The organism is Streptomyces sp. NPDC057287, from assembly GCF_042667905.1.
GTDB lineage: Bacteria > Actinomycetota > Actinomycetes > Streptomycetales > Streptomycetaceae > Streptomyces.
Map to the genome: position 1 here is coordinate 99206 of NZ_JBHUYV010000019.1, position 19948 is coordinate 119153.

At 71.9% G+C, this 19948-nt stretch carries 17 protein-coding genes and 1 riboswitch; of the genes, 16 read left to right on the forward strand and 1 reads right to left on the reverse strand.

Features of this window, described 5'->3' with window-relative positions; genetic code table 11:
- The first annotated feature begins 69 nt into the window (after positions 1-69).
- Both ACFUNE_RS30285 and ACFUNE_RS30290 read left to right on the forward strand, forming a co-directional pair.
- Entirely contained in the window at positions 70-936 is an 867-nt protein-coding gene (locus ACFUNE_RS30285; RefSeq protein ID WP_383574585.1) for a hypothetical protein, read from the forward strand.
- A gap of 169 nt (positions 937-1105) precedes the next feature.
- On the forward strand, positions 1106-1843 hold the full coding sequence (locus ACFUNE_RS30290) for an HNH endonuclease family protein (RefSeq protein WP_383574587.1): 738 nt from the start codon (positions 1106-1108) through the stop codon (positions 1841-1843).
- Between the two features lie 97 nt (positions 1844-1940).
- Here the strand turns inward: ACFUNE_RS30290 and ACFUNE_RS30295 are convergent, their stop codons facing one another.
- Positions 1941-2756: a DUF4352 domain-containing protein gene (locus ACFUNE_RS30295; protein ID WP_383574589.1), complete on the reverse strand. Its 816-nt coding sequence runs from the start codon at positions 2754-2756 to the stop codon at positions 1941-1943.
- 195 nt (positions 2757-2951) lie between these two features.
- Between ACFUNE_RS30295 and ACFUNE_RS30300 the strand changes: the two genes are divergently transcribed.
- The 14 genes from ACFUNE_RS30300 (at position 2952) to ACFUNE_RS30365 (ending at position 19898) form a co-directional block, all read left to right on the forward strand.
- Entirely contained in the window at positions 2952-5054 is a 2103-nt protein-coding gene (locus ACFUNE_RS30300; protein ID WP_383574591.1) for an N-6 DNA methylase, read from the forward strand.
- A 98-nt stretch (positions 5055-5152) separates the two neighbouring features.
- Positions 5153-5812 carry a hypothetical protein gene (locus ACFUNE_RS30305; protein WP_383574593.1) on the forward strand — a complete coding sequence of 220 codons (660 nt, stop codon included), beginning with the start codon at positions 5153-5155 and terminating at the stop codon, positions 5810-5812.
- Positions 5809-7359 (forward strand): serine/threonine-protein kinase, encoded by a 1551-nt coding sequence (locus tag ACFUNE_RS30310; protein ID WP_383574595.1) that lies wholly within the window; start codon positions 5809-5811, stop codon positions 7357-7359. The genes ACFUNE_RS30305 and ACFUNE_RS30310 overlap by 4 nt, the downstream gene beginning before the upstream one ends.
- A 170-nt stretch (positions 7360-7529) precedes the next feature.
- Positions 7530-8186: a SurA N-terminal domain-containing protein gene (locus tag ACFUNE_RS30315; RefSeq protein WP_383574597.1), complete on the forward strand. Its 657-nt coding sequence runs from the start codon at positions 7530-7532 to the stop codon at positions 8184-8186.
- Positions 8187-8207: 21 nt separating this feature from the next.
- Positions 8208-9194 carry a nucleoside triphosphate pyrophosphohydrolase gene (locus ACFUNE_RS30320; protein ID WP_383574599.1) on the forward strand — a complete coding sequence of 329 codons (987 nt, stop codon included), beginning with the start codon at positions 8208-8210 and terminating at the stop codon, positions 9192-9194.
- Complete coding sequence (locus ACFUNE_RS30325; protein WP_383574601.1) at positions 9191-10486, forward strand: cytochrome P450; 1296 nt, start codon at positions 9191-9193, stop codon at positions 10484-10486. The genes ACFUNE_RS30320 and ACFUNE_RS30325 overlap by 4 nt, the downstream gene beginning before the upstream one ends.
- A gap of 105 nt (positions 10487-10591) precedes the next feature.
- The gene (locus ACFUNE_RS30330; RefSeq protein WP_383574603.1) at positions 10592-11572 is read left to right on the forward strand and encodes a transglycosylase family protein; all 981 of its coding nucleotides are present in this window, start codon (positions 10592-10594) and stop codon (positions 11570-11572) included.
- Positions 11573-11893: 321 nt separating this feature from the next.
- Positions 11894-12034, forward strand: a riboswitch (cyclic di-AMP (ydaO/yuaA leader).
- Positions 12035-12730 carry a transglycosylase family protein gene (locus ACFUNE_RS30335; RefSeq protein ID WP_383574605.1) on the forward strand — a complete coding sequence of 232 codons (696 nt, stop codon included), beginning with the start codon at positions 12035-12037 and terminating at the stop codon, positions 12728-12730. It abuts the riboswitch before it with no gap.
- A 318-nt stretch (positions 12731-13048) separates the two neighbouring features.
- A complete protein-coding gene (eno, locus tag ACFUNE_RS30340; RefSeq protein WP_383574607.1) occupies positions 13049-14335 on the forward strand; it encodes a phosphopyruvate hydratase in 1287 nt (428 codons plus the stop codon).
- Between the two features lie 94 nt (positions 14336-14429).
- On the forward strand, positions 14430-14900 hold the full coding sequence (locus tag ACFUNE_RS30345; protein WP_383574609.1) for a septum formation initiator family protein: 471 nt from the start codon (positions 14430-14432) through the stop codon (positions 14898-14900).
- 70 nt (positions 14901-14970) lie between these two features.
- A complete protein-coding gene (locus ACFUNE_RS30350) occupies positions 14971-15513 on the forward strand; it encodes a DUF501 domain-containing protein (RefSeq protein WP_383574706.1) in 543 nt (180 codons plus the stop codon).
- A gap of 34 nt (positions 15514-15547) precedes the next feature.
- On the forward strand, positions 15548-16489 hold the full coding sequence (locus ACFUNE_RS30355) for an exopolyphosphatase (RefSeq protein WP_383574611.1): 942 nt from the start codon (positions 15548-15550) through the stop codon (positions 16487-16489).
- A gap of 448 nt (positions 16490-16937) precedes the next feature.
- Positions 16938-18341, forward strand: coding sequence for an NAD(P)/FAD-dependent oxidoreductase (locus ACFUNE_RS30360; protein ID WP_383574613.1), 1404 nt, complete (start codon positions 16938-16940; stop codon positions 18339-18341).
- Between the two features lie 252 nt (positions 18342-18593).
- Positions 18594-19898, forward strand: coding sequence for a class I SAM-dependent methyltransferase (locus tag ACFUNE_RS30365; RefSeq protein WP_383574615.1), 1305 nt, complete (start codon positions 18594-18596; stop codon positions 19896-19898).
- Positions 19899-19948: the final 50 nt, after the last annotated feature.

Genomic DNA, 19948 nt, shown 5'->3' on the forward strand with positions numbered 1-19948 from the left:
AGTTCGCGGGACCGGTGGACCCTGGGTATCTAGTCACTGGAAAGATCGTGTCGTACGGGAGGTCGGGACATGTCCGTCGATCCGGGGTTCGCACGTCGCATCTGGCACCTGCTGGAGCCGCTGCACGCCGTCTTCTACTACGCGCCGGAGGTGTTCGAGGAGGCCGGGGCGCTGGGATACGCGACGGAGGAGCGCTGGCCCAGCTACTTCGCGTGGCGGGCGGCGCCGCTGGGTGCGGTCGGCGCGGACCGGGTGACCGCCGCCTTCCACAGCTTCAGCCCGGTGATGGTCGGCCGCCATGTCCCCTCGGCCTGGGACGTGGCGGATCCGGAGAAGGTGGTCGCGGCCCGCACGGGGGCGGTCGACCGCGCCTACCGGACGCTGTTCGGGGACCTGGCCGACGGCCCGGAGCTTGCCGAGGCCGCCGCCCTGGTCCGGAGGGCCGCCGAGGCGGCGGACGTCACCGGGCGCCCGCTCGCGGCGGCCAACGCCGCCCTCCGCCGGCCCGAGGCCCCCCACCTCGTGCTCTGGCAGGCCGCCACGATCCTGCGGGAGCACCGCGGGGACGGCCACGTGGTGGCGCTGGCCGCGGCCGGGCTCGACCCGGTGGAGTCGCTGGTGTCCTTCGCGGCCGTCGGTGCCGCCCGGCCGGAGGTCTTCGCGAGCCGGGGGTGGAGTCCGGCCGAGTGGGACGCGGCGCGCGGGCGCCTTGCCGGCCGGGGGCTGGTGGGGGCGGACGGGACGGCCACGGAGGCCGGGCGGGCGCTGCGGGCCGAGGTGGAACGGCGCACGGACGAGGAGGCGTCGGGACCCTGGACGGCGCTCGGCCCCGACGAGCGGGAACGGCTCGTGGAGCTGCTCGGGCCGCTGTGGGTGGAGGCGATCGGCTCGGGGCTGCTGCCGTCCGAGACGACGCTGGGGATCGGGAAGGTGTGAGACGGCCGGGCTCGCGCGCGTGGGTGTGGAGGACGGGGGAGTGGGCCGGCATGGGTGTGTGGGGGTGGGGCGGGCGGGTTGCCGGCCCGCGGGTGCGGGTGCGGGTGCGGGTGGGCCGGGGGGCCCGCCCTGTGCCGCGATCGCGGCCCGGCGCCTAACCTGGTTCGCTGTGAACCCTTCTGACGCAGCGAACCCCCGGAACCGCCTCCTCGCCCTCGTGACCGTGGCCCTGACGGGTTCCCTGGTCCTGACCGGGTGCGACTCCCTCGACGAACTGCCCGACCCCGCGCGGTCGGAAGCGGCGCCGGCCCCCGGTGGCAGCGCGCTCCAGGCGGCCGAGGGCCTCGCCGTCAAGGGCCGGGCGCCGAAGACCGGGTACGACCGTGACGAGTTCGGGTCCGCCTGGGCCGACACCGACCGCAACGGGTGCGGCACCCGCGACGACATCCTGGCCGACCAGCTCGACGACGTCTCCCGGGACGCCGACGGCTGCAAGGTCCTCAGCGGTGTGCTGGACCCGGACCCTTACACCGGGACCCGCATCTCGTTCGAACGCGGACGCAGCAAGGTCGACATAGACCATCTCGTCGCCCTGTCCGACGCCTGGCAGAAGGGCGCCCAGCAGTGGAGCGACGGCAAGCGGCGGGCGTTCGCCAACGACCCGCTGAACCTGGTGGCCGCCGACTCGTCCACCAACCGCCGCAAGGGCGACGGGGACACCGCGACCTGGCTGCCTCCCAACAAGGGCTACCGCTGTGCCTATGTCGCGGGGCAGGTCTCGGTGAAGAAGAAGTACGGGCTGTGGGTGACCCGGGCGGAACAGGACGCCATGACCGAGGTGCTGAACAGCTGCCCCCAGCAGAAGCTCCTCGCGGGCGGCAACCCGACGGACGCGCCGACGCGTTGAGGCCGGTGCGGCCGACCGGCCGGCCCCTGGGCCGGCGGCGGATCCCGGGTTCACCGCGGGCGCGGGCTGGTTCGCGCGTCCGCGGTGCGTCCGGGCGTCAGAGCTTCAGCTCCCACTGGCTCGCGTCCCACTCGAAGCCCGGGGCGACCTCGACCGTGAGGTTCTTGGCGTCCGCCGGTGCGTCGAAGGCGTACTTCGCCGTGATCTTCTTGCCCGGCAGGACCGTGCCGGTGAAGCCCTCGCCGGTCTTGTCGTCGTAGATCTGCTCGGCGTTCACACCGTCCTCGCCGGCGCGGGCGTCGACGGTGACGAGTGCGGCGTCGAACTTCTCCTTGCCCTTGTTCTCGATGACGACCGACACGGTGTAGGCGCTGTTGCCCTTGGTGTGGCCGATCGCGAACTCGCCGGCGGTGTACGGGGCCGGGGCGTCGACCGTGATCTCCAGGCCGTCGTCGTAGGCGGCCGAGTCGCCCCCTCTCAGGACGTCGTCCTTGCCCTCGGTGCCGCCTGCCGCTCCGCCGCCCCCGGCGGCCGGCTTCGCGGAGGCCGAACTGTCCGCCACCGCCTCGTTGATGTCGGTCACCACGTCGTCCACGGCCTTGAAGGTCAGGACGGCTCCGACCACCGAGAGGATCAGCGCGACCAGTCCGAGCACCGCTCCGAACGTCGTCACGCCCTTGTTCGTGGCCTCCCCGCGCTTGGCGCGGCCCCGCCCGGCCAGGCCCAGGATCAGGGCGATGAGGCCGAGGATCCCCGCGAGCCAGAAGAAGAACGGCACCAGCCCCGAGACCGTCCCGACGATGCCGAGGACGAGGGCGGCGATGCCGAGGCCGTTGCGGGCGGGACGCGTGCCCGGCGACTGTGCCGGGGTGTACGGCTGCTGAGGCTGATGCGGCTGCGTGTACTGGGACATGGCTGTGCCCTTCCGGTGACGACGAAGGCTGTGAGCGGGAGAATCCGCTGGGCCGGTGTGCGGTGGGTCAATAAGAGCACCGACTGTGAACCGAGTCAACAGAACAATCAGTGTGAACCGATTGTTGGGCGGCGTCGGTATGCTCACCCACACACAGCAGGCGACACCGACGTGCGCGGAACGGGAGACAGGCCAGTGCCGGATGACTCGACAGAGGTGACCGCGGCCGGTATCGCAAGGCTCGCGGGAGTGGGCCGCGCCGCCGTCAGCAACTGGCGCCGCAGGCACGCCGACTTCCCGAAACCTGTCGGGGGCACCGAGGCCAGCCCTTCCTTCGCCCTTCCCGAGGTCGAGCAGTGGCTGCGTGACCAGGGCAAGCTCGCCGAGGTGCCGCTGCGGGAGCGGGTCTGGCAGCAGCTGGCGGGCCACCCCGACGGCACCGTCACCGCACTGATCCACGCGGGGTGCGCCCTCCTGCTCGTCCGGGACAGGCCCACCGCCTGGCTGGAGATCACCGCGGTGTCGGACAGCCGGATGGCCGGCGTCCTGCCTGCGGCTCTCGACCATGTGCTCGACGACTGCTTCGGCCCGGGGAGGGCGGTCCCCACCCCCACGGCGTCCGCGCTCCTGCCGTCCGTCCCACTCCTGCGCGCCGCAGCCGAACTGGCGGCGGACACCGGTGCCCGGCAGGCCTTCGACTTCCTCTTCGGCCGCCAGCTGGACGCCAATCCGCGTCAGTACACGCTCACGCCCCCCGGCCTCGCCGAGCTGATGGCCGACCTCGCGGAACCGGTGAGGGACGCCGCCCGCAAGAGCGGCAGGCGGAGCTCACGCACGGTCCTCGACCCCGCCGCCGGAACCGGCGCCCTGCTGTGCGCCGTCGGCAGCCCCACGGCCCTGTACGCGCAGGAGGCCGACCCCGACCTGGCGGCACTCACCGCCCTCCGTCTCGCGCTGCACCCGACGGGGAGCGGAACCGGCCGGCCCGCACTCGCCGTCCGGACCGGGGACACCCTGCGCGCCGACGCGTTCCCCGAGCTCACCGCGGACGCGGTGCTCTGTCATCCCCCGTTCAACGAGCGCAACTGGGGCCACGACGAACTGGCCTACGACCCGCGCTGGGAGTACGGCTTCCCCGCCCGCACCGAATCCGAGCTCGCCTGGGTCCAGCACGCCCTCGCCCACCTCCGCGAGGGCGGCACCGCCGTCGTGCTGATGCCCCCGGCCGCCGCCTCCCGCCGCTCGGGCCGCCGGATCCGTGCCGACCTGCTCCGCCGCGGCGCGCTCCGCGCCGTCGTCGCGCTCCCGGCCGGCGCCGCACCCCCGTACGGCATCCCGCTCCACATCTGGGTGCTGCGCAGGCCGGGCGCCGAGCAGCCCCCGGCGCCCGAACTGCTCCTCGTCGACACCGCGGAGCCCGAAGCCGCCGGGGCCCCCTCCGGCCGCGACCGGCTGGACTGGCCGGCGGTACGGCGCGCGGTGCTCGACGCCTGGGTCCCCTTCGACGCGCCGGGACGCCGCGAGCCCGTGGAGGAACGCCCCGGGACCAGCCGGGCCGTCCCCGTCATCGAACTCCTCGACGACGACGTGGACCTGGCCCCCGCCCGACACCTGCCGCCTCCGGCCGCCGGCGGCGGCGCGGCCGAGCTGGTCCGTGTGCGGGAGCGGCTGGACGACACCCTGAAGCTGACCGCCCGGCTCATCCCGCCGCCCGCCCTCTCCGGCGAACCCGCCAGGCGCCCCTTCACCACGGTCGGCGAACTGGCCCGCGCGGGCGCCCTGCACCTGCGCACCGGCAACGGCGCGGGCACCGGACCGGTACTCACCGAACACGACGTCCTCGCCGGAGCGGCACCCAGCGGCACGCCCCTCCCGCCCACCGCGTCCACGGACGGCGAACCGCTCCTCCTGGAGCCGGGCGACGTCATCGTGCCCGTCCTGGGCGGCGGTTCGGTGGCCAGGGTCGTTGACGACGCCACCGCGGGCGCCGTGCTCGGACGCAACCTCCAGCTGCTGCGCCCCGATCCGGCCGCTCTCGATCCCTGGTTCCTCGCCGGGTTCCTGCGCGGCACCGCCAACAACCGGCAGGCCAGCAGCTACGCCTCCACCGCCACGCGGCTCGACGCCCGCCGCCTCCAGGTGCCGCGCCTGCCCCTGTCCGAACAGCGGAGGTACGGCGAGCAGTTCAGCGCCCTCGCCGCGTTCGAGGAGGCCCTGCGCGCGGCGGGGCGGCTCGGCGGACAGCTGGTGCGAGGGATGTACGACGGGCTCACGGACGGCACCGTCGCCCCGGAGTGACGTGAAGCACAACGGTTGTGCACAACCCGGGACCGGTTGTCCGTGTCGGTGTATACGCTCACTGCACACGTCCGATCCACGCCCTCCGGGAGCAGCACATGCACGGCTACGGCTATCCGCCGGAGCAGCAGCGGCCGACGCGTCGTCCGTCCTCGTCCGCGCTGGTCGCGCTGCGCGTGGTCTTCGTGGCGCTCGCCCTGCTGAGCTGCGGACTCCTCGCCTGGGCGGCCATGCTGCGCCTGGCGATCGTCACCCGCAAGGCGCGCGACTGGTGGCTGTTCGGCCTCGTACTGGCCCTGAACATCGGGCTCATCGCCTATCTCGGCTCGCTGCCGGAGGAGGAAGAGGTGATGACGGACGGACAGGCGGTCATCACCCTGTCGTGGATGCTGGTCGTCTTCGCCGGGACGGTCACCTACTACCTGTACACGGAGATACGGCACTTCGGCCCGTACGGAGCCGCGCGAGGGGGCCCGCAGGCAGGCCCGGGGGCAGGCCCCTACGCGGCCCCCTACGCCGGTCCGTACGGCGCCCCGGCGACGCCCTCGCCCGGCGGGTACGCGTCGCCGGGGACCGCTCCCGCCCCGACCGCGACTCCCGCCCCCTCCTACGGCTACCCGCCCGCGCCCGGGCAGGGTCCCGTCCCCGCGCCGCCGTCCGACGCGCCGCGGGCCGCCGCGCCCCAGCGCCTCGACCAGGTGCGCGCCGAGCTCGACGAGCTGAGCGACTACCTCCGCAAGGAGAGTGACGGCCGGTGAACGGGCGTGTGATCGCCGGGCGTTACGAGCTGGCGACCATTCTCGGCCAGGGCGGCATGGGGCAGGTCTGGACGGCGTACGACCAGCGCCTCGACCGCAGGGTCGCGGTGAAGCTCCTGCGCCCCGACCGGGTCGCGGGGCCCTCCGGCAGCGAGGCCGCCGACGACCTGCGCCGCCGGTTCGTCCGCGAGTGCCGGGTCACCGCGCAGGTCGACCACCCGGGCCTGGTCACCGTCCACGACGCGGGGAGCGACGGCGAGGACCTCTACCTCGTCATGCAGTACGTCGAGGGCGCCGACCTCGCCGACCACCTCGCGGAGCACGACCCCTACCCGTGGCCCTGGGCCGTGGCCGTGGCCGCCCAGCTGTGCGCGGTGCTCTCCGCCGTGCACGCCGTGCCGATCGTCCACCGGGACCTCAAGCCCCGCAACGCCATGGTCAAGCCCGACGGCACCGTCACCGTGCTCGACCTGGGCATCGCCTCCGTCATGGACACCGACACGACCCGTCTGACGCACACGGGCTCACCGATCGGCTCCCCGGCCTACATGGCCCCCGAGCAGGCGATGGGCGGGGCCGTGGGCCCGTACACCGACCTGTACGCCCTCGGCGTGCTCCTTCACGAACTCCTCAGCGGCGACGTCCCCTTCGCCGGTTCGACGGCCCTGGGCGTCCTGCACCGCCACCTCTACGAGCCGCCCCTCCCGGTCCGCCATCTCAGGCCCGAGGTCCCCGAGGCGCTCGAAGTGCTCGTCCTGCGGCTGCTCTCCAAGGACCCGCAGCACCGCCCCGCCTCCGCCCAGGAGGTCTACGAGTCCCTGCGTCCCCTCCTGCCCGCCGGCGGCGCGCCGTCCGGGCCGCTCGACCCGACCCGCCCCTTCCTCCGCCCGCACGCGCCCTGGCCCGACCGGGCGGCCGCCCCAGTGCCCGTACCCGCCCCGCCGGTCCCCGCCGCGCCTCAGGAGCCGCCTTCCCGGCCCGACGTGGCGCAGGCCGTCGACGACGTGAAGCGGCTGCTCGGCGAGGGCCGCATCACCCAGGCCGTCGACATCCTCGGCGGGATCCTGCCGGCGGCCGCCGCCGAGCACGGCGAGCACTCTCCGGTCGTGCGGATCCTGCGCAAGCAGTACGCGGCGACGCTGATGGACGACGGCCAGTACCGCCGAGCCCTCCCCGAGCTCCGCCGCCTCGCCGACGACCGTGCCGCGGAAGCGGGTCCGGCCGACCCGCAGACCCTGCAGTACCGCTACGACGCCGCCCAGTGCCTGGAGCAGCTCGGCGAGGCGGCCGCCGCGCTCGCCGAGTACCGAGCCGTTCTCCCCTTCTACGAGAACGGCTACGTCACCTCCTCCGGCCCCGGCCGGGCGTTCGACATCCGCCACCGCATCGGCCACCTCCTGCTCGGGGTGGGCGACCACACGGCGGGACGCGCCCAGTTGCAGGCCCTCCTGTACGACACGGAGCGCACCTACGGGCCCCACCACGCACTCCCCACGGAGCTCCGCCGGCAACTGACCCACCACCAGGACGTACGCGGTTCGAGGTGAGACGCAGGACGGCCGAAAAGGGTGAGCAGGACGGGATTTCGTCCGCGACCCCACACTGACCGGTCCGGAAATCGTTGGTCGAAGCAGTGGCCCGAATCACGTCCACTGCCTAACATCGATCACCGCAAGGCTTTGTGCACTGATGCACAAACTCTCCCCGGGAGGCTCCTTTGCACCGCCGTCGTCGCACCGCGCTCGCCCTTTCCGCCGCAACGCTCGTCGCGGCGCCGCTCCTGACCGCCTGCGGAAGTGAGGCCCACCCCGGCGCCGCGGCCGTGGTCGGCGGCGACAGGATCGACGTGGCCACGGTCCAGCAGCGGGCGTCGGACGTGCGCAGCGCCCAGCAGACGTCGGGGCAGTCCGAGGAGCTGGTCAAGAAGTCCGGGCAGCTGAACCGCGCCAAGCTGCACAGCCTGATCTTCGGGCGGGTCCTCGACCGGGCGGCGAAGGACGCCGGGGTGAGCGTCAGCCGCAAGGAGATCCAGCAGATCCGCGCGGCGGCCGCCCAACAGTCCGGGGGTGACAAGGGGCTGCGGACGGTCATGCTGGAGCAGCGCTGGGTCGCACCCGGCCAGATCGACGAGGACCTGCGCCAGGAGGTCCAGCTGCCGAAGCTCGCTCAGGCGCTCGGCGCGGACCTCCAGTCCCCGGCCGGCCAGCAGACGGTGGGGAAGGCGCTCACCGAGGCGTCGAAGGCACTGCACATCGACGTCAACCCGCGCTACGGCAGTTGGGACGACAAGAAGGTCCAGCTCAGCACGTACAAGGCCCCGTGGATCACCCAGGTCACCACCTTCCAGGGGCAGGACCCCGAGGCGGGCGCCTGACCCCGGAGGTAGGTTCGGGGCGTGAACGCTGAAGACCCCGGCCGTATCGTCCTGCTCACCGCCAGCCACCGGGTGGCCCCCGGTCTGCTGTCCTGGCCCGCCTGGCAGACGCTGCGGGCCGCCGACCGGGTGCTGTGCGCCGGGCAGGACCACCCCCAGCTGCCGTACCTGCGGGAGGCAGGGGTCGCCGTGGAGCACACCGCGCCCTCGGCCGCGGAGCTCGTGGACGACTGCGCCGGCGGCCGGACCGTGGTGGTCCTGGTGGGAGGGGAGGGCGACCAGCGCCTCACCGACGGCCTGGCCCGCCTCGGCGGTTCCGGCCGGGTGCAGATGCCCGACCTGGAGCTGCTGCCCGGTTCGTACGACCTGCCCGGCGCGCGCCTCCTGGATCTGGTGCAGGTCATGGACCGGATCCGCCTCGCATGTCCGTGGACCTCGCAGAAGACGCACGAGGGTCTCGCGAAGTACGCCATCGAGGAGGCGTACGAACTCGTCGAGGCCATCGAGGACGGAGACCGCGAGGAACTGCGCGAGGAGCTCGGCGACGTACTGCTCCAGGTGGTCTTCCACGCGCGCATCGCGCAGGAGGACCAGGAGGAGCCGTTCGGCATCGACGACGTCGCGGCCACGATCGTCGAGAAGCTGATCCACCGTCATCCGCACGTGTTCGGCGACGCGACCGCCGAGACCCCGGAGGACGTCCGCGCGCACTGGCTGCGTACGAAGGCGATCGAGAAGCAGCGGGAGTCCGTCACCGACGGGGTGCCGCTCGGACAGCCCGGCCTGGCACTCGCCGCCAAGCTCGGCAGCAGGGTCCGCACCGCCGGGCTCGACGTGGAACTCCCCGAGGGCGACGGCGTCGGCCACCGGCTGCTCGCCCTCGCCGTGCGGGCCGAGCAGGACGGCACCGACCCGGAGGCCGCCCTGCGGGCCGCCGCCCGCACCTACCGGGACGCCGTCCGGGCGGCCGAGGGGCTCGGCTCCACGCCGGATAGCGTCGAGGAGTGAACGACAGCCCCGATACGGCCTCCGCGCCCGACGCAGCGCCCGAACTCTTCACCTGGGAGTTCGCCACCGACCCGTACCCCGCCTACGCCTGGCTCCGGGAGCACAGCCCCGTGCACCGCACGGCGCTGCCCAGCGGCGTCGAGGCCTGGCTGGTGACCCGGTACGCGGATGCCAGGCAGGCCCTCGCCGACACCCGGCTCTCCAAGAACCCGGCGCACCACTCCGGGTCGGCGACCGCCAAGGGCAGGACGGGCATCCCGGGGGAGCGCAAGGCGGAGCTGATGACGCACCTGCTGAACATCGACCCGCCGGACCACACCCGGCTGCGCCGGCTCGTGTCCAAGGCGTTCACCCCGCGCCGGGTCGCCGAGTTCGCCCCGCGCGTGCAGGAGCTGACGGACCGCCTCATCGACTCGTTCGTGGAGGAGGGGAAGGCGGACCTCATCCACGACTTCGCCTTCCCCCTCCCCATCTACGCGATCTGCGACCTGCTGGGCGTGCCCCGCGAGGACCAGGACGACTTCCGTGACTGGGCGGGCATGATGATCCGGCACGGCGGCGGGCCGCGCGGCGGGGTGGCCAGGTCGGTCAAGAAGATGCGCGGCTATCTCGCCGAGCTCATCCACCGCAAGCGGGAGAACCCCGGCGACGACCTGATCTCCGGGCTGATCCGGGCCAGCGACCACGGCGAGCACCTCAGCGAGAACGAGGCCGCGGCGATGGCGTTCATCCTGCTCTTCGCCGGTTTCGAGACCACAGTCAACCTCATCGGCAACGGCACCTACGCCCTGCTGCGCGACCCGGTCCAGCGCGCACGCCTGGAGCGCTCGCTGGCCGCGGGGGAGACGGACCTGCTCGCCACGGGCCTGGAGGAGCTGCTGCGCTACGACGGGCCGGTGGAGCTCGCGACATGGCGCTACGCCACCGAGCCCGTGACGCTGGGAGGGCAGGACATCGCGACGGGGGACCCCGTCCTCGTGGTGCTGGCGGCCGCCGACCGCGATCCGGAGCGGTTCCAGGATGCGGACACCCTGGACCTCGCGCGCAGTGACAATCAGCACCTCGGATACGGGCACGGCATCCACTACTGCCTGGGGGCGCCGCTGGCCCGTCTGGAGGGGCAGGTGGCGCTGGCGACGCTGCTGCGCCGCCTTCCCGACCTGCGGCTTGCCGCAGATCCTGCCGATTTGCGATGGAGGGGCGGGCTCATCATGCGTGGACTGCGCACGCTTCCTGTGGAGTTCGGAGCCGGGCGCCCAGCCGAAAAAAGTGACAGCCTGTCAACTCTGTGACTTTCACGTGATCTCCGCTGCATCGACTTGTGACACACGTTCGAGTAGGGCTAGGTTCACCCCTCGACTCACCCGTCACATGTCAGTCACACGGAAGGCAATCCCATGGGCTCCGCGAACGGCAGACACCGTCGCCCTCGTCAGGCACCCGCCATCGTCGTCGCCGCAGGCGTCACCGGATCGGCCATCGCCATTCCGCTGCTCGGTGCGGGCGGCGCGCAGGCCGCCGACGCGACGACCTGGGACAGGGTCGCCGAATGCGAGAGCGGCGGCATGTGGAGTGCCGACCTCGGCAACGGCTACTACGGCGGCCTGCAGTTCTCGCAGGACACGTGGTCGGCCTACGGCGGCACGTCGTACGCGTCCCGCGCCGACCTGGCGAGCCGCTCGCAGCAGATAGCGGTCGCGGAGAAGGTCCTGGACGACAAGGGCCCGCAGGCGTGGCCCAGCTGCGCGGTGATCTCCGGCCTCGCCCTGGACGGGACGCTGCCGGGAGTCGACCCGGGCGGCGAGCCGTCCGCCGAGCCCTCGGACACCGCGACCCCGTCCGAGACCCCCTCGTCCGAAGCGACGGACCCGGCGGACGACGCCGACGAGAAGGACGGCTCGGGCGCGAAGGGCGAGGCGAAGGGGAACGCCTCCGACGACACCGCGGACAGGACCGGCGGGACCGGCGAGGCCGGCACGTCGCCGTCCGCCACGCCGTCCCCCGAGGCCTCCGGGTCGTCCGGCACCTCGAAGGACGACGGGGCGAAGAACGGGAAGCACCGCGGCACCCCGGCCCCCGAGGCCGGCACGGAGACGGGCGCCGGTGACGGGCGCGAGTCCGGCCGCCACGCCTCGCGGGGCGACGCCGGCGCGCGGCAGGGCGGCGAGGGGACGTACACCGTCCGCGAGGGCGACAACCTCTGGGCGATCGCCGACGCGCAGGAGCTTCGCGGCGGCTGGACCGCGCTCTACGAGGCCAACAAGGACGAGCTGGGCTCCGACCCGGACCTGATCCTTCCGGGCCAGGACCTGGACCTCGGCCTCGGCCTCGGGACGGACGCGCAGGACACCCAGGCGGAGGACGCCGCCGTCAACTGATCAAAAGCGGGAAAACACCCCGAAAACAGGGGCAGTTAAGAGGCCTATGTCCACTTATGCGTAAGTGAGACATGGGTCTCTTTGCGTCAACTGCCGTGCCCCGTCCGTCCGGTCCGTCCATATTGGCTCCGACCTGCGAAAACGGCCCCCAAGGCCGGACCGTTACGCGCTGATTAGCCGTTATGTCCATCTTTGAATGTGGGGGTTGCGTGTGTTTACGGTCGGAGCCGCTCGCACCGCGGGCACCTTCGACCGTCACGCCGAATCCTGCCGTCGGTCGGGGGGAACGACGCGTAAAGCGCCGTAGGCAGGAGCGGGGGACCCAGGTAAGTGCCGGAACCCGGCCGTCGGACGACGGGCGGGGGAACGGCTAGGGGTGAAGTGGTCCGCGGGAGCGGGTCACCGGGCAACTCACAGGCCCGAACCCGACAGCTCACCTCGTAGGCGTCGGTGAGGAGAACCATGCTGCTTTCCAGCAAGGGCAAGCACCGTCGCCCGTCCAAGGCCGTCCGTATCGCGACCCTGGCCGGTGTCACCGGTGCTGCCGTCGCCGTGCCGCTCATGGGCGCGACCGGTGCCTCCGCCGCCTCCGTCGACACCTGGGACGCCGTCGCCCAGTGCGAGTCCGGTGGCAACTGGTCCATCAACACCGGTAACGGCTACTACGGCGGCCTGCAGTTCTCGGCCTCCAGCTGGGCAGCCGCGGGCGGCACGCAGTACGCCGCCCGTGCCGACCTGGCCACCAAGGGCCAGCAGATAGCCGCCGCCGAGAAGCTCCTGGACCTCCAGGGTCCGGGCGCCTGGTCCTGTGCCGGTGCCGGCGGGCTGACGAACGACGGTGTGGACCCGGGTGTCGACACCGGCTCCGGCCAGAGCGCCGACAAGGCCGAGACGAAGGCCCAGCCGGAGCGCAAGGCCGAGCAGCCCACCACGCGCAGCGAGAAGCGCACGGCCCCCGAGAAGACCGTCACCACCCCGACCGGCAAGAAGGTCGAGAAGGGTGACGGCGAGTACAAGGTGAAGGCCGGCGACACCCTCAGCAAGATCGCCGACGCGAAGAAGGTCAAGGGCGGCTGGGCGAAGCTGTTCAAGCTGAACGACGACATCGTCGACGACGCCGACATGATCTTCCCGGGTCAGCAGCTCCACCTGAAGTAGTCGGAAGCGGTCCGGGGTCCCCCTCCTGCCCCGGCGGCCCGGCCCGGCGCGCAGACCCCCCGCGCGCCGGGCCGCGGTCGTGTCCGGCACCTGCCGAACGGGTGCCGGTGCGGGCCCGCCGTCGGGGTGAGCGTTCAACTGTTGTGGTTACCCACCAGTAGAATTCTGGACCTTTGCCCGGAATGCAGGCCCTTGGGTCCTTTTTCGTCCCAGGGGACGGGCGGACGGCCGACGGAGCGGGCCGGGCCGGTTAGGCTCGTGGCGCAAGGCCACAGTGACCCTGCACAACCAGTGTCAGATCCCAGAAGGAGATGCCTCGTGCCGTCCATCGACGTCGTCGTAGCCAGGGAAATCCTCGACTCCCGGGGCAACCCCACGGTCGAGGTCGAGGTTGGCCTCGACGACGGCAGCACGGGACGTGCTGCTGTTCCGTCCGGCGCCTCCACCGGTGCGTTCGAGGCCATTGAGCTTCGCGACGGTGACCCCAACCGCTACCAGGGCAAGGGCGTCGAGAAGGCCGTCCTCGCCGTGATCGAGCAGATCGGCCCGGAGCTCGTCGGTTACGACGCCACCGAGCAGCGCCTCATCGACCAGGCGATGTTCGACCTGGACGCGACCGAGAACAAGGGCTCCCTCGGCGCCAACGCCATCCTCGGTGTCTCGCTGGCCGTGGCGCACGCCGCGTCCGAGGCCTCCGACCTCCCGCTGTTCCGCTACCTCGGCGGCCCGAACGCGCACCTGCTGCCCGTTCCGATGATGAACATCCTGAACGGCGGCTCGCACGCCGACTCCAACGTGGACATCCAGGAGTTCATGATCGCGCCGATCGGCGCCGAGTCCTTCTCCGAAGCCCTTCGCTGGGGCGCGGAGATCTACCACACCCTGAAGAAGGTCCTGAAGACCAAGGGCCTGTCCACCGGTCTCGGTGACGAGGGCGGCTTCGCCCCCAACCTCGAGTCCAACCGTGCCGCCCTCGACCTCATCCTCGAGGCCATCAAGGAGGCCGGTTACGTCCCCGGCCGTGACATCGGGCTCGCGCTCGACGTCGCCGCGTCCGAGTTCTACAAGGACGGCGTCTACGAGTTCGAGGGCAAGTCCCGCTCTGCCGCCGAGATGACCGAGTACTACGAGGAGCTCGTCTCCGCGTACCCGCTGGTCTCCATCGAGGACCCGCTGTACGAGGACGACTGGGCGGGCTGGAAGGTCATCACCGACAAGCTCGGCGCCAAGGTGCAGATCGTCGGTGACGACCTGTTCGTCACCAACCCCGAGCGCCTCGCCCGCGGCATCGAGGAGGGCTCGGCCAACGCCCTGCTCGTCAAGGTCAACCAGATCGGTTCGCTGACCGAGACCCTGGACGCCGTCGAGCTGGCGCAGCGCAACGGCTTCAAGTGCATGATGTCGCACCGTTCCGGCGAGACCGAGGACGTCACCATCGCCGACCTCGCCGTCGCCGTGAACTGTGGCCAGATCAAGACCGGCGCCCCGGCCCGCTCGGACCGCGTCGCCAAGTACAACCAGCTGCTGCGCATCGAGGAGATCCTCGACGACGCCGCGGTGTACGCCGGCCGTTCGGCGTTCCCGCGGTTCCGCTTCGACGGCTGACAGCCCGAGTCCGGAGCACCAGCCTCCGTCCGTCCCCGCATTCGGTCCCGTACCGTGTGCGGGGACGGACGTGCGTAACGGGGAGGCGTGAGACATGGCCGGGAAGGACCGCGACCGGTTCTCCACCGCGACCAGGCTGCGACTGCTGGGGGAGCAGACGGCGGCCCGCGTCTACCGGTCCCAGAGCCGCCGCCAGGCCCGCCGCTCACGGCTCACGGGCCGGGCCGCGTTCCTCGCGCTGATCGTCTGCTCGCTGGTGGTCGCCCTGGCGTACCCCATGCGCCAGTACGTCTCCCAGCGCGACCAGATCGCCGACCAGGAGAGGCTCTCCCGGGAGGCCCACCAGCGGACCGAGGAGCTGCGCGACGAGAAGGCGCGGCTCAAGGACGACGCGTACATCCGGCGTCTCGCGCGCCAGCACCTCCACTACGTGGTGCCCGGCGAGACCGGTTATACGGTGGTCGACCCGGACGCGGCCGAGGTGCGCCGGGGCGAGCCGGGGGCGACGGGTCGGCCCTGGCACTCGAACCTCTGGGACGGCGTCGACAGCGCGGACCGCGAATGACCTCGCGTACGCGCGGCGCGCCGGGCCCGCACCGATTCATACAGTCCGACCGATGACATTCAAGGCAGGCATGGACACGCCCCCTCCGCAGACCGAATCCACCACGCCGACCGCCGCGGACATCGCCGCGTTCGAGCTCCAGCTCGGCCGGCCGCCGCGCGGGCTGCGCGCCATCGCGCACCACTGCCCGTGCGGCAACCCGGACGTGGTCGAGACGCAGCCCCGTCTGGAGGACGGCACGCCGTTCCCGACGACGTACTACCTGACCTGCCCGCGTGCCGCGTCCGCGATCGGCACGCTGGAGGCCAACGGGGTCATGAAGGAGATGACCGAGCGGCTCACGACGGACCCGGAGCTGGCAGCCGCCTACCGCGCCGCGCACGAGGACTACCTCGCCCGGCGCGACGCCATCGAGGTCCTGGAGGGCTTCCCGAGCGCGGGCGGCATGCCGGACCGGGTGAAGTGCCTGCACGTCCTGGTCGGCCACTCGCTGGCCGCGGGCCCGGGCGTGAACCCGCTGGGCGACGAGGCGATCGCGATGCTGCCGGAATGGTGGGCCAAGGGCCCGTGCGTCACGCCGTGCGGCCCCGGCGCCGGACCCGACGCGTCCTGATCCCGCGCGGTACACGTACAACCACAGGAGCCCCATGACCCGCGTTGCCGCCATCGACTGCGGTACCAACTCCATCCGCCTGCTCGTCGCGGACGTGGACCCCGCCACCGGGGACTTCACCGAGCTGGACCGCCGGATGAGGATCGTCCGGCTCGGCCAGGGTGTCGACCGGACCGGCCGGCTGGCCCCCGAGGCGCTCGATCGGACCTTCGACGCCTGCCGCGAGTACGCGGCGGTGATCAAGGAGCTGGGCGCCGACCGGATCCGGTTCGTCGCCACGTCCGCGTCCCGCGACGCGGAGAACAGTGCCACGTTCGTCCGAGGCGTCCTGGACATCCTGGGCGTCGAGCCCGAGGTCGTCACGGGCGACCAGGAGGCGCAGCTCTCGTTCGACGGCGCGACCAAGGAACTGGTCGGCGGCGACCACCTGGAGAAGCCGTATCTGGTGGTGGACATCGGGGGCGGCTCCACGGAGTTCGTCGTCGGGGACGACCGTGTCCGCGCCGCCCGGTCCGTGGACATCGGCTGCGTACGCATGACGGAGCGTCATCTCACGTCGGACGGGGCCGTCGTGGACCCGCCCACCCCCGACCGGATCGCCGCGATCCGCGCGGACATCGGCTCCGCGCTGGATCTGGCCGAGGAGACCGTGCCGCTCTCGTCGGCGGCGACGCTCGTCGGCCTGGCCGGGACGGTCACCACCGTCGCCGCCATCGCGCTCGGGCTCGACGAGTACGACTCCGAGGCGATCCACCACTCCCGGGTCTCCCTGGAGCGGGTCAGGGAGATCACCGGGCGGCTGCTGGCCTCGACGCACGAGGAGCGCGCGGCGATCCCCGCGATGCACCCGGGCCGGGTCGACGTGATCGCCGCGGGCGCGCTGGTCCTGCTCGCGGTGATGGAGCGGAGCGGAGCCGTGGAGGTCGTGGTCAGCGAGCACGACATCCTCGACGGGATCGCCTGGTCCGCCGCCTGATCACAGGGCGCGCGCAGGTGCGGTGAGATGCTGCTCATACGCATTCCGGCCTGCACCTTTGAGCTCGACGAGACCCCTCCGGACCCGTCCGGAGGGGTCTTTCGCGAGGCGCCGCGAGAAACTTCGTGAACTTCTTCACAAGGAATTCGGCTCCTCCGGGCGAAGTTCTTCCTCCGGGGGGCCGTGTGGGCGCCCCACGGCTCCGCGCGGGTGTGATGCGGGGGCGTTTCGGGGGTGTGGCGGAGACGTGTCCCGGGCAGGTGGTTCATCCGGGCCGAGGGCTCAAGGGCCAGCTCACAAGTGGTGAACAACGTTCGCCGGGGCGGTGTGGTTCCCCTCCCGCACCATGACCTGGGTCACGTGGGCGGCGGAGTGTAGCAGAGGGGCGCGCATACCTTGTGAAGGGGCTCACGAGCATGCCCCCCGAGGGGGGTGGATACTCGATGGCATGAGCACCACGGAGCGTCCCAGGATCCTCGTTGTAGGCGGTGGGTACGTAGGCCTGTACGCAGCTCGTCGCATTCTGAAGAAGATGCGGTATGGAGAGGCGACCGTCACGGTCGTCGACCCGCGCTCGTACATGACGTACCAGCCCTTCCTCCCCGAAGCTGCTGCCGGCAGCATCTCGCCTCGGCATGTCGTCGTCCCGCTGCGACGCGTGCTGCCCAAGGCAGAGGTTCTCACCGGCCGTGTCACGACCATCGATCAGGACCGCAAGGTCGCCACGGTCGCGCCGCTCGTCGGCGAGGCCTACGAGCTGCCCTTCGACTACCTGGTCATCGCGATGGGCGCGGTCTCCCGTACCTTCCCGATCCCCGGCCTCGCCGAGCAGGGCATCGGCATGAAGGGCATCGAGGAGTCCATCGGTCTGCGCAACCACGTCCTCGAGCAGCTGGACAAGGCCGACTCGACGACCGACGAGGACGTCCGCCGCAAGGCGCTGACGTTCGTGTTCGTGGGCGGCGGCTTCGCCGGTGCGGAGACCATCGGCGAGGTCGAGGACATGGCCCGCGACGCGTCGAAGTACTACACGAGCGTGAAGCGCGAGGACATGCGCTTCATCCTGGTCGACGCCGCGGACAAGATCCTTCCCGAGGTCGGCCCGAAGCTGGGCGCGTACGGCAAGGAGCACCTGGAGAGCCGCGGTGTCGAGGTCTACCTCTCGACGTCCATGGACTCCTGCGTCGACGGCCACGTGGTGCTGAAGAACGGCCTCGAGGTCGACTCCAGCACGATCGTGTGGACGGCCGGCGTGAAGCCGAACCCGGCGCTGGCCCGCTTCGGCCTGCCGCTCGGCCCCCGCGGTCACGTGGACACCTCCGAGAAGCTCCAGGTGCAGGGCACCGACTACATCTGGGCCGCGGGCGACAACGCCCAGGTCCCGGACATGGTCGGCCGCCGCGCGGGCAACCCGAACGCCTGGTGCCCGCCGAACGCCCAGCACGCGCTGCGTCAGGCCAAGGTCCTCGGTGACAACGTGATCTCCGGCATGCGGGGCTTCCCGCAGAAGGAGTACAGCCACGCCAACAAGGGTGCGGTCGCCGGACTGGGCCTGCACAAGGGCGTCGCGATGATCGTCATGGGCAAGGTGAAGATCAAGGTCAAGGGCCGTCTCGCCTGGTACATGCACCGCGGCTACCACGGCATGGCCATGCCGACCTGGAACCGCAAGATCCGGATCTTCGCCGACTGGACGCTGGCGATGTTCCTGAAGCGCGAGGTCGTCTCGCTCGGCGCCATGGAGACTCCGCGCGAGGAGTTCTACGAGGCCGCCAAGCCGAGCCCCGCTCCGGTCGCGGCCAAGGCCGACAGCGACAAGAGCAAGGCCGGCGAGAAGGCCAAGGCCTCCTAGCCGCAGTACGTCACCGAAGGGGTCGTCCGCCATCCGTGGTGCGGACGGCCCCTTCGGCGTTCCCGGACGGCCCCAACTGGATGGTCGCTGCAAGTATTTTGCCGTTCCGTTGCCCGCGGGCGGGATGGCGCGGCTCCCGGGCGGCGTTGACCCTGGTGTACCTCGCCGAGGCCCGAGGTGTCGCGGCCCGGTTCAGGTGCGTATGTGCGAAATTCAGGCACGTTCGGAAACACCACCACGGAGGTGCGCACCATGGCCGACGCCGCATCGCGGCTGACCGCTCTCGCCGAAGAGTTGCTGGGAGAACCCCTGCCGGTCCGGATCCGGGCCTGGGACGGCAGCGAATCCGGGCCGCCGGGTGCCCCCACCCTCGTGCTGCGCCACCGCCGGGCCCTTCGCCGGCTGCTCTGGAAGCCGGGCGAGCTGGGGCTCGCCCGCGCCTGGGTGGCCGGCGAGATCGACGTCGACGGTGATCTGTACGCGGCCCTGGACGCGGTGGCCTCGCTGCTCTGGGAACGCGGTGCCGACGCGAAGGACACCGTCCACCCCGTCCGGGACCCGAAGGTGCGGGCCTTCGCCCGAGGCCTCGTCGAGCTGGCCGGGCCGTGGCCGCCGCCGCCCCCGCCCGCCGAGGAGATCCGCCGGCGCACCGGCCCGCTGCACACCAGGCGCCGCGACAAGGAAGCGATCAGCCACCACTACGACGTGGGCAACGACTTCTACGCCATGGTCCTCGGCCCGTCCATGGTGTACTCCTGCGCCTACTGGCAGGACGGCGCCACCCTGGAGGAAGCCCAGCGCGACAAGCTCGACCTCGTCTGCCGCAAGCTCGCCCTCGCCGAGGGCGACCGCCTCCTGGACGTCGGCTGCGGGTGGGGCTCCATGGCCATCCACGCCGCCCGTGAGTACGGCGTACGGGTCACCGGGGTGACCCTCTCCGCCGAACAGGCCGCCTTCGCCCGCAAGCGCATCGCCGAGGAGGGCCTCACCGACCGGATCGAGATCCGGGTCCAGGACTACCGTGACGTCAGGGACGGCCCGTACGACGCCATCTCCTCGATCGGCATGGCCGAGCACGTCGGCTCGGTCCGCTTCCGCGAGTACGCCGACGACCTCTACGCACTGCTCCGGCCGGGTGGCCGGCTGCTCAACCACCAGATCGCCCGCCGCCCGGAGAGGGACGAGTCGGCGTACCACGTCGACGAGTTCATCGACGCCTACGTCTTCCCCGACGGCGAACTCGCCCCGGTGGGCCGCACCGTCGCCACCCTGGAGGAAGCCGGGTTCGAGACCCGGGACGTCGAGGCGATCCGCGAGCACTACGCACTGACCCTGCGCCGGTGGGTGGCCAATCTGGAGGCGCACTGGAAAGAGGCCGTACGGGCCACCTCGCCCGGGCGGGCCAGGGTGTGGCGGCTCTACATGGCCGCCTCCGCGCTCTCCTTCGAGCACAACAAGATCGGCGTCAACCAGATCCTCGCGGTGCGTCCGCGGGAGGGCGGCCCGTCCGGGATGCCGCTGCGGGCCCGTGACTGGACGGCGTCGGCGAACGGCTGATCCGGGAACGCGGAAGGGGCGGTACCCGCCGTGCGGGTACCGCCCCTTCC

Bases quoted from the DNA above. Each gene is read 5' to 3' on its own strand.
- ACFUNE_RS30285 (WP_383574585.1), top strand. From the start codon at position 70: ATGTCCGTCGATCCGGGGTTCGCACGTCGCATCTGGCACCTGCTGGAG.
- ACFUNE_RS30295 (WP_383574589.1), bottom strand. From the start codon at position 2,756: ATGTCCCAGTACACGCAGCCGCATCAGCCTCAGCAGCCGTACACCCCG.
- ACFUNE_RS30305 (WP_383574593.1), top strand. From the start codon at position 5,153: ATGCACGGCTACGGCTATCCGCCGGAGCAGCAGCGGCCGACGCGTCGT.
- ACFUNE_RS30330 (WP_383574603.1), top strand. From the start codon at position 10,592: ATGGGCTCCGCGAACGGCAGACACCGTCGCCCTCGTCAGGCACCCGCC.
- ACFUNE_RS30335 (WP_383574605.1), top strand. From the start codon at position 12,035: ATGCTGCTTTCCAGCAAGGGCAAGCACCGTCGCCCGTCCAAGGCCGTC.
- ACFUNE_RS30345 (WP_383574609.1), top strand. From the start codon at position 14,430: ATGGCCGGGAAGGACCGCGACCGGTTCTCCACCGCGACCAGGCTGCGA.
- ACFUNE_RS30350 (WP_383574706.1), top strand. From the start codon at position 14,971: ATGGACACGCCCCCTCCGCAGACCGAATCCACCACGCCGACCGCCGCG.
- ACFUNE_RS30355 (WP_383574611.1), top strand. From the start codon at position 15,548: ATGACCCGCGTTGCCGCCATCGACTGCGGTACCAACTCCATCCGCCTG.
- ACFUNE_RS30360 (WP_383574613.1), top strand. From the start codon at position 16,938: ATGAGCACCACGGAGCGTCCCAGGATCCTCGTTGTAGGCGGTGGGTAC.
- ACFUNE_RS30365 (WP_383574615.1), top strand. From the start codon at position 18,594: ATGGCCGACGCCGCATCGCGGCTGACCGCTCTCGCCGAAGAGTTGCTG.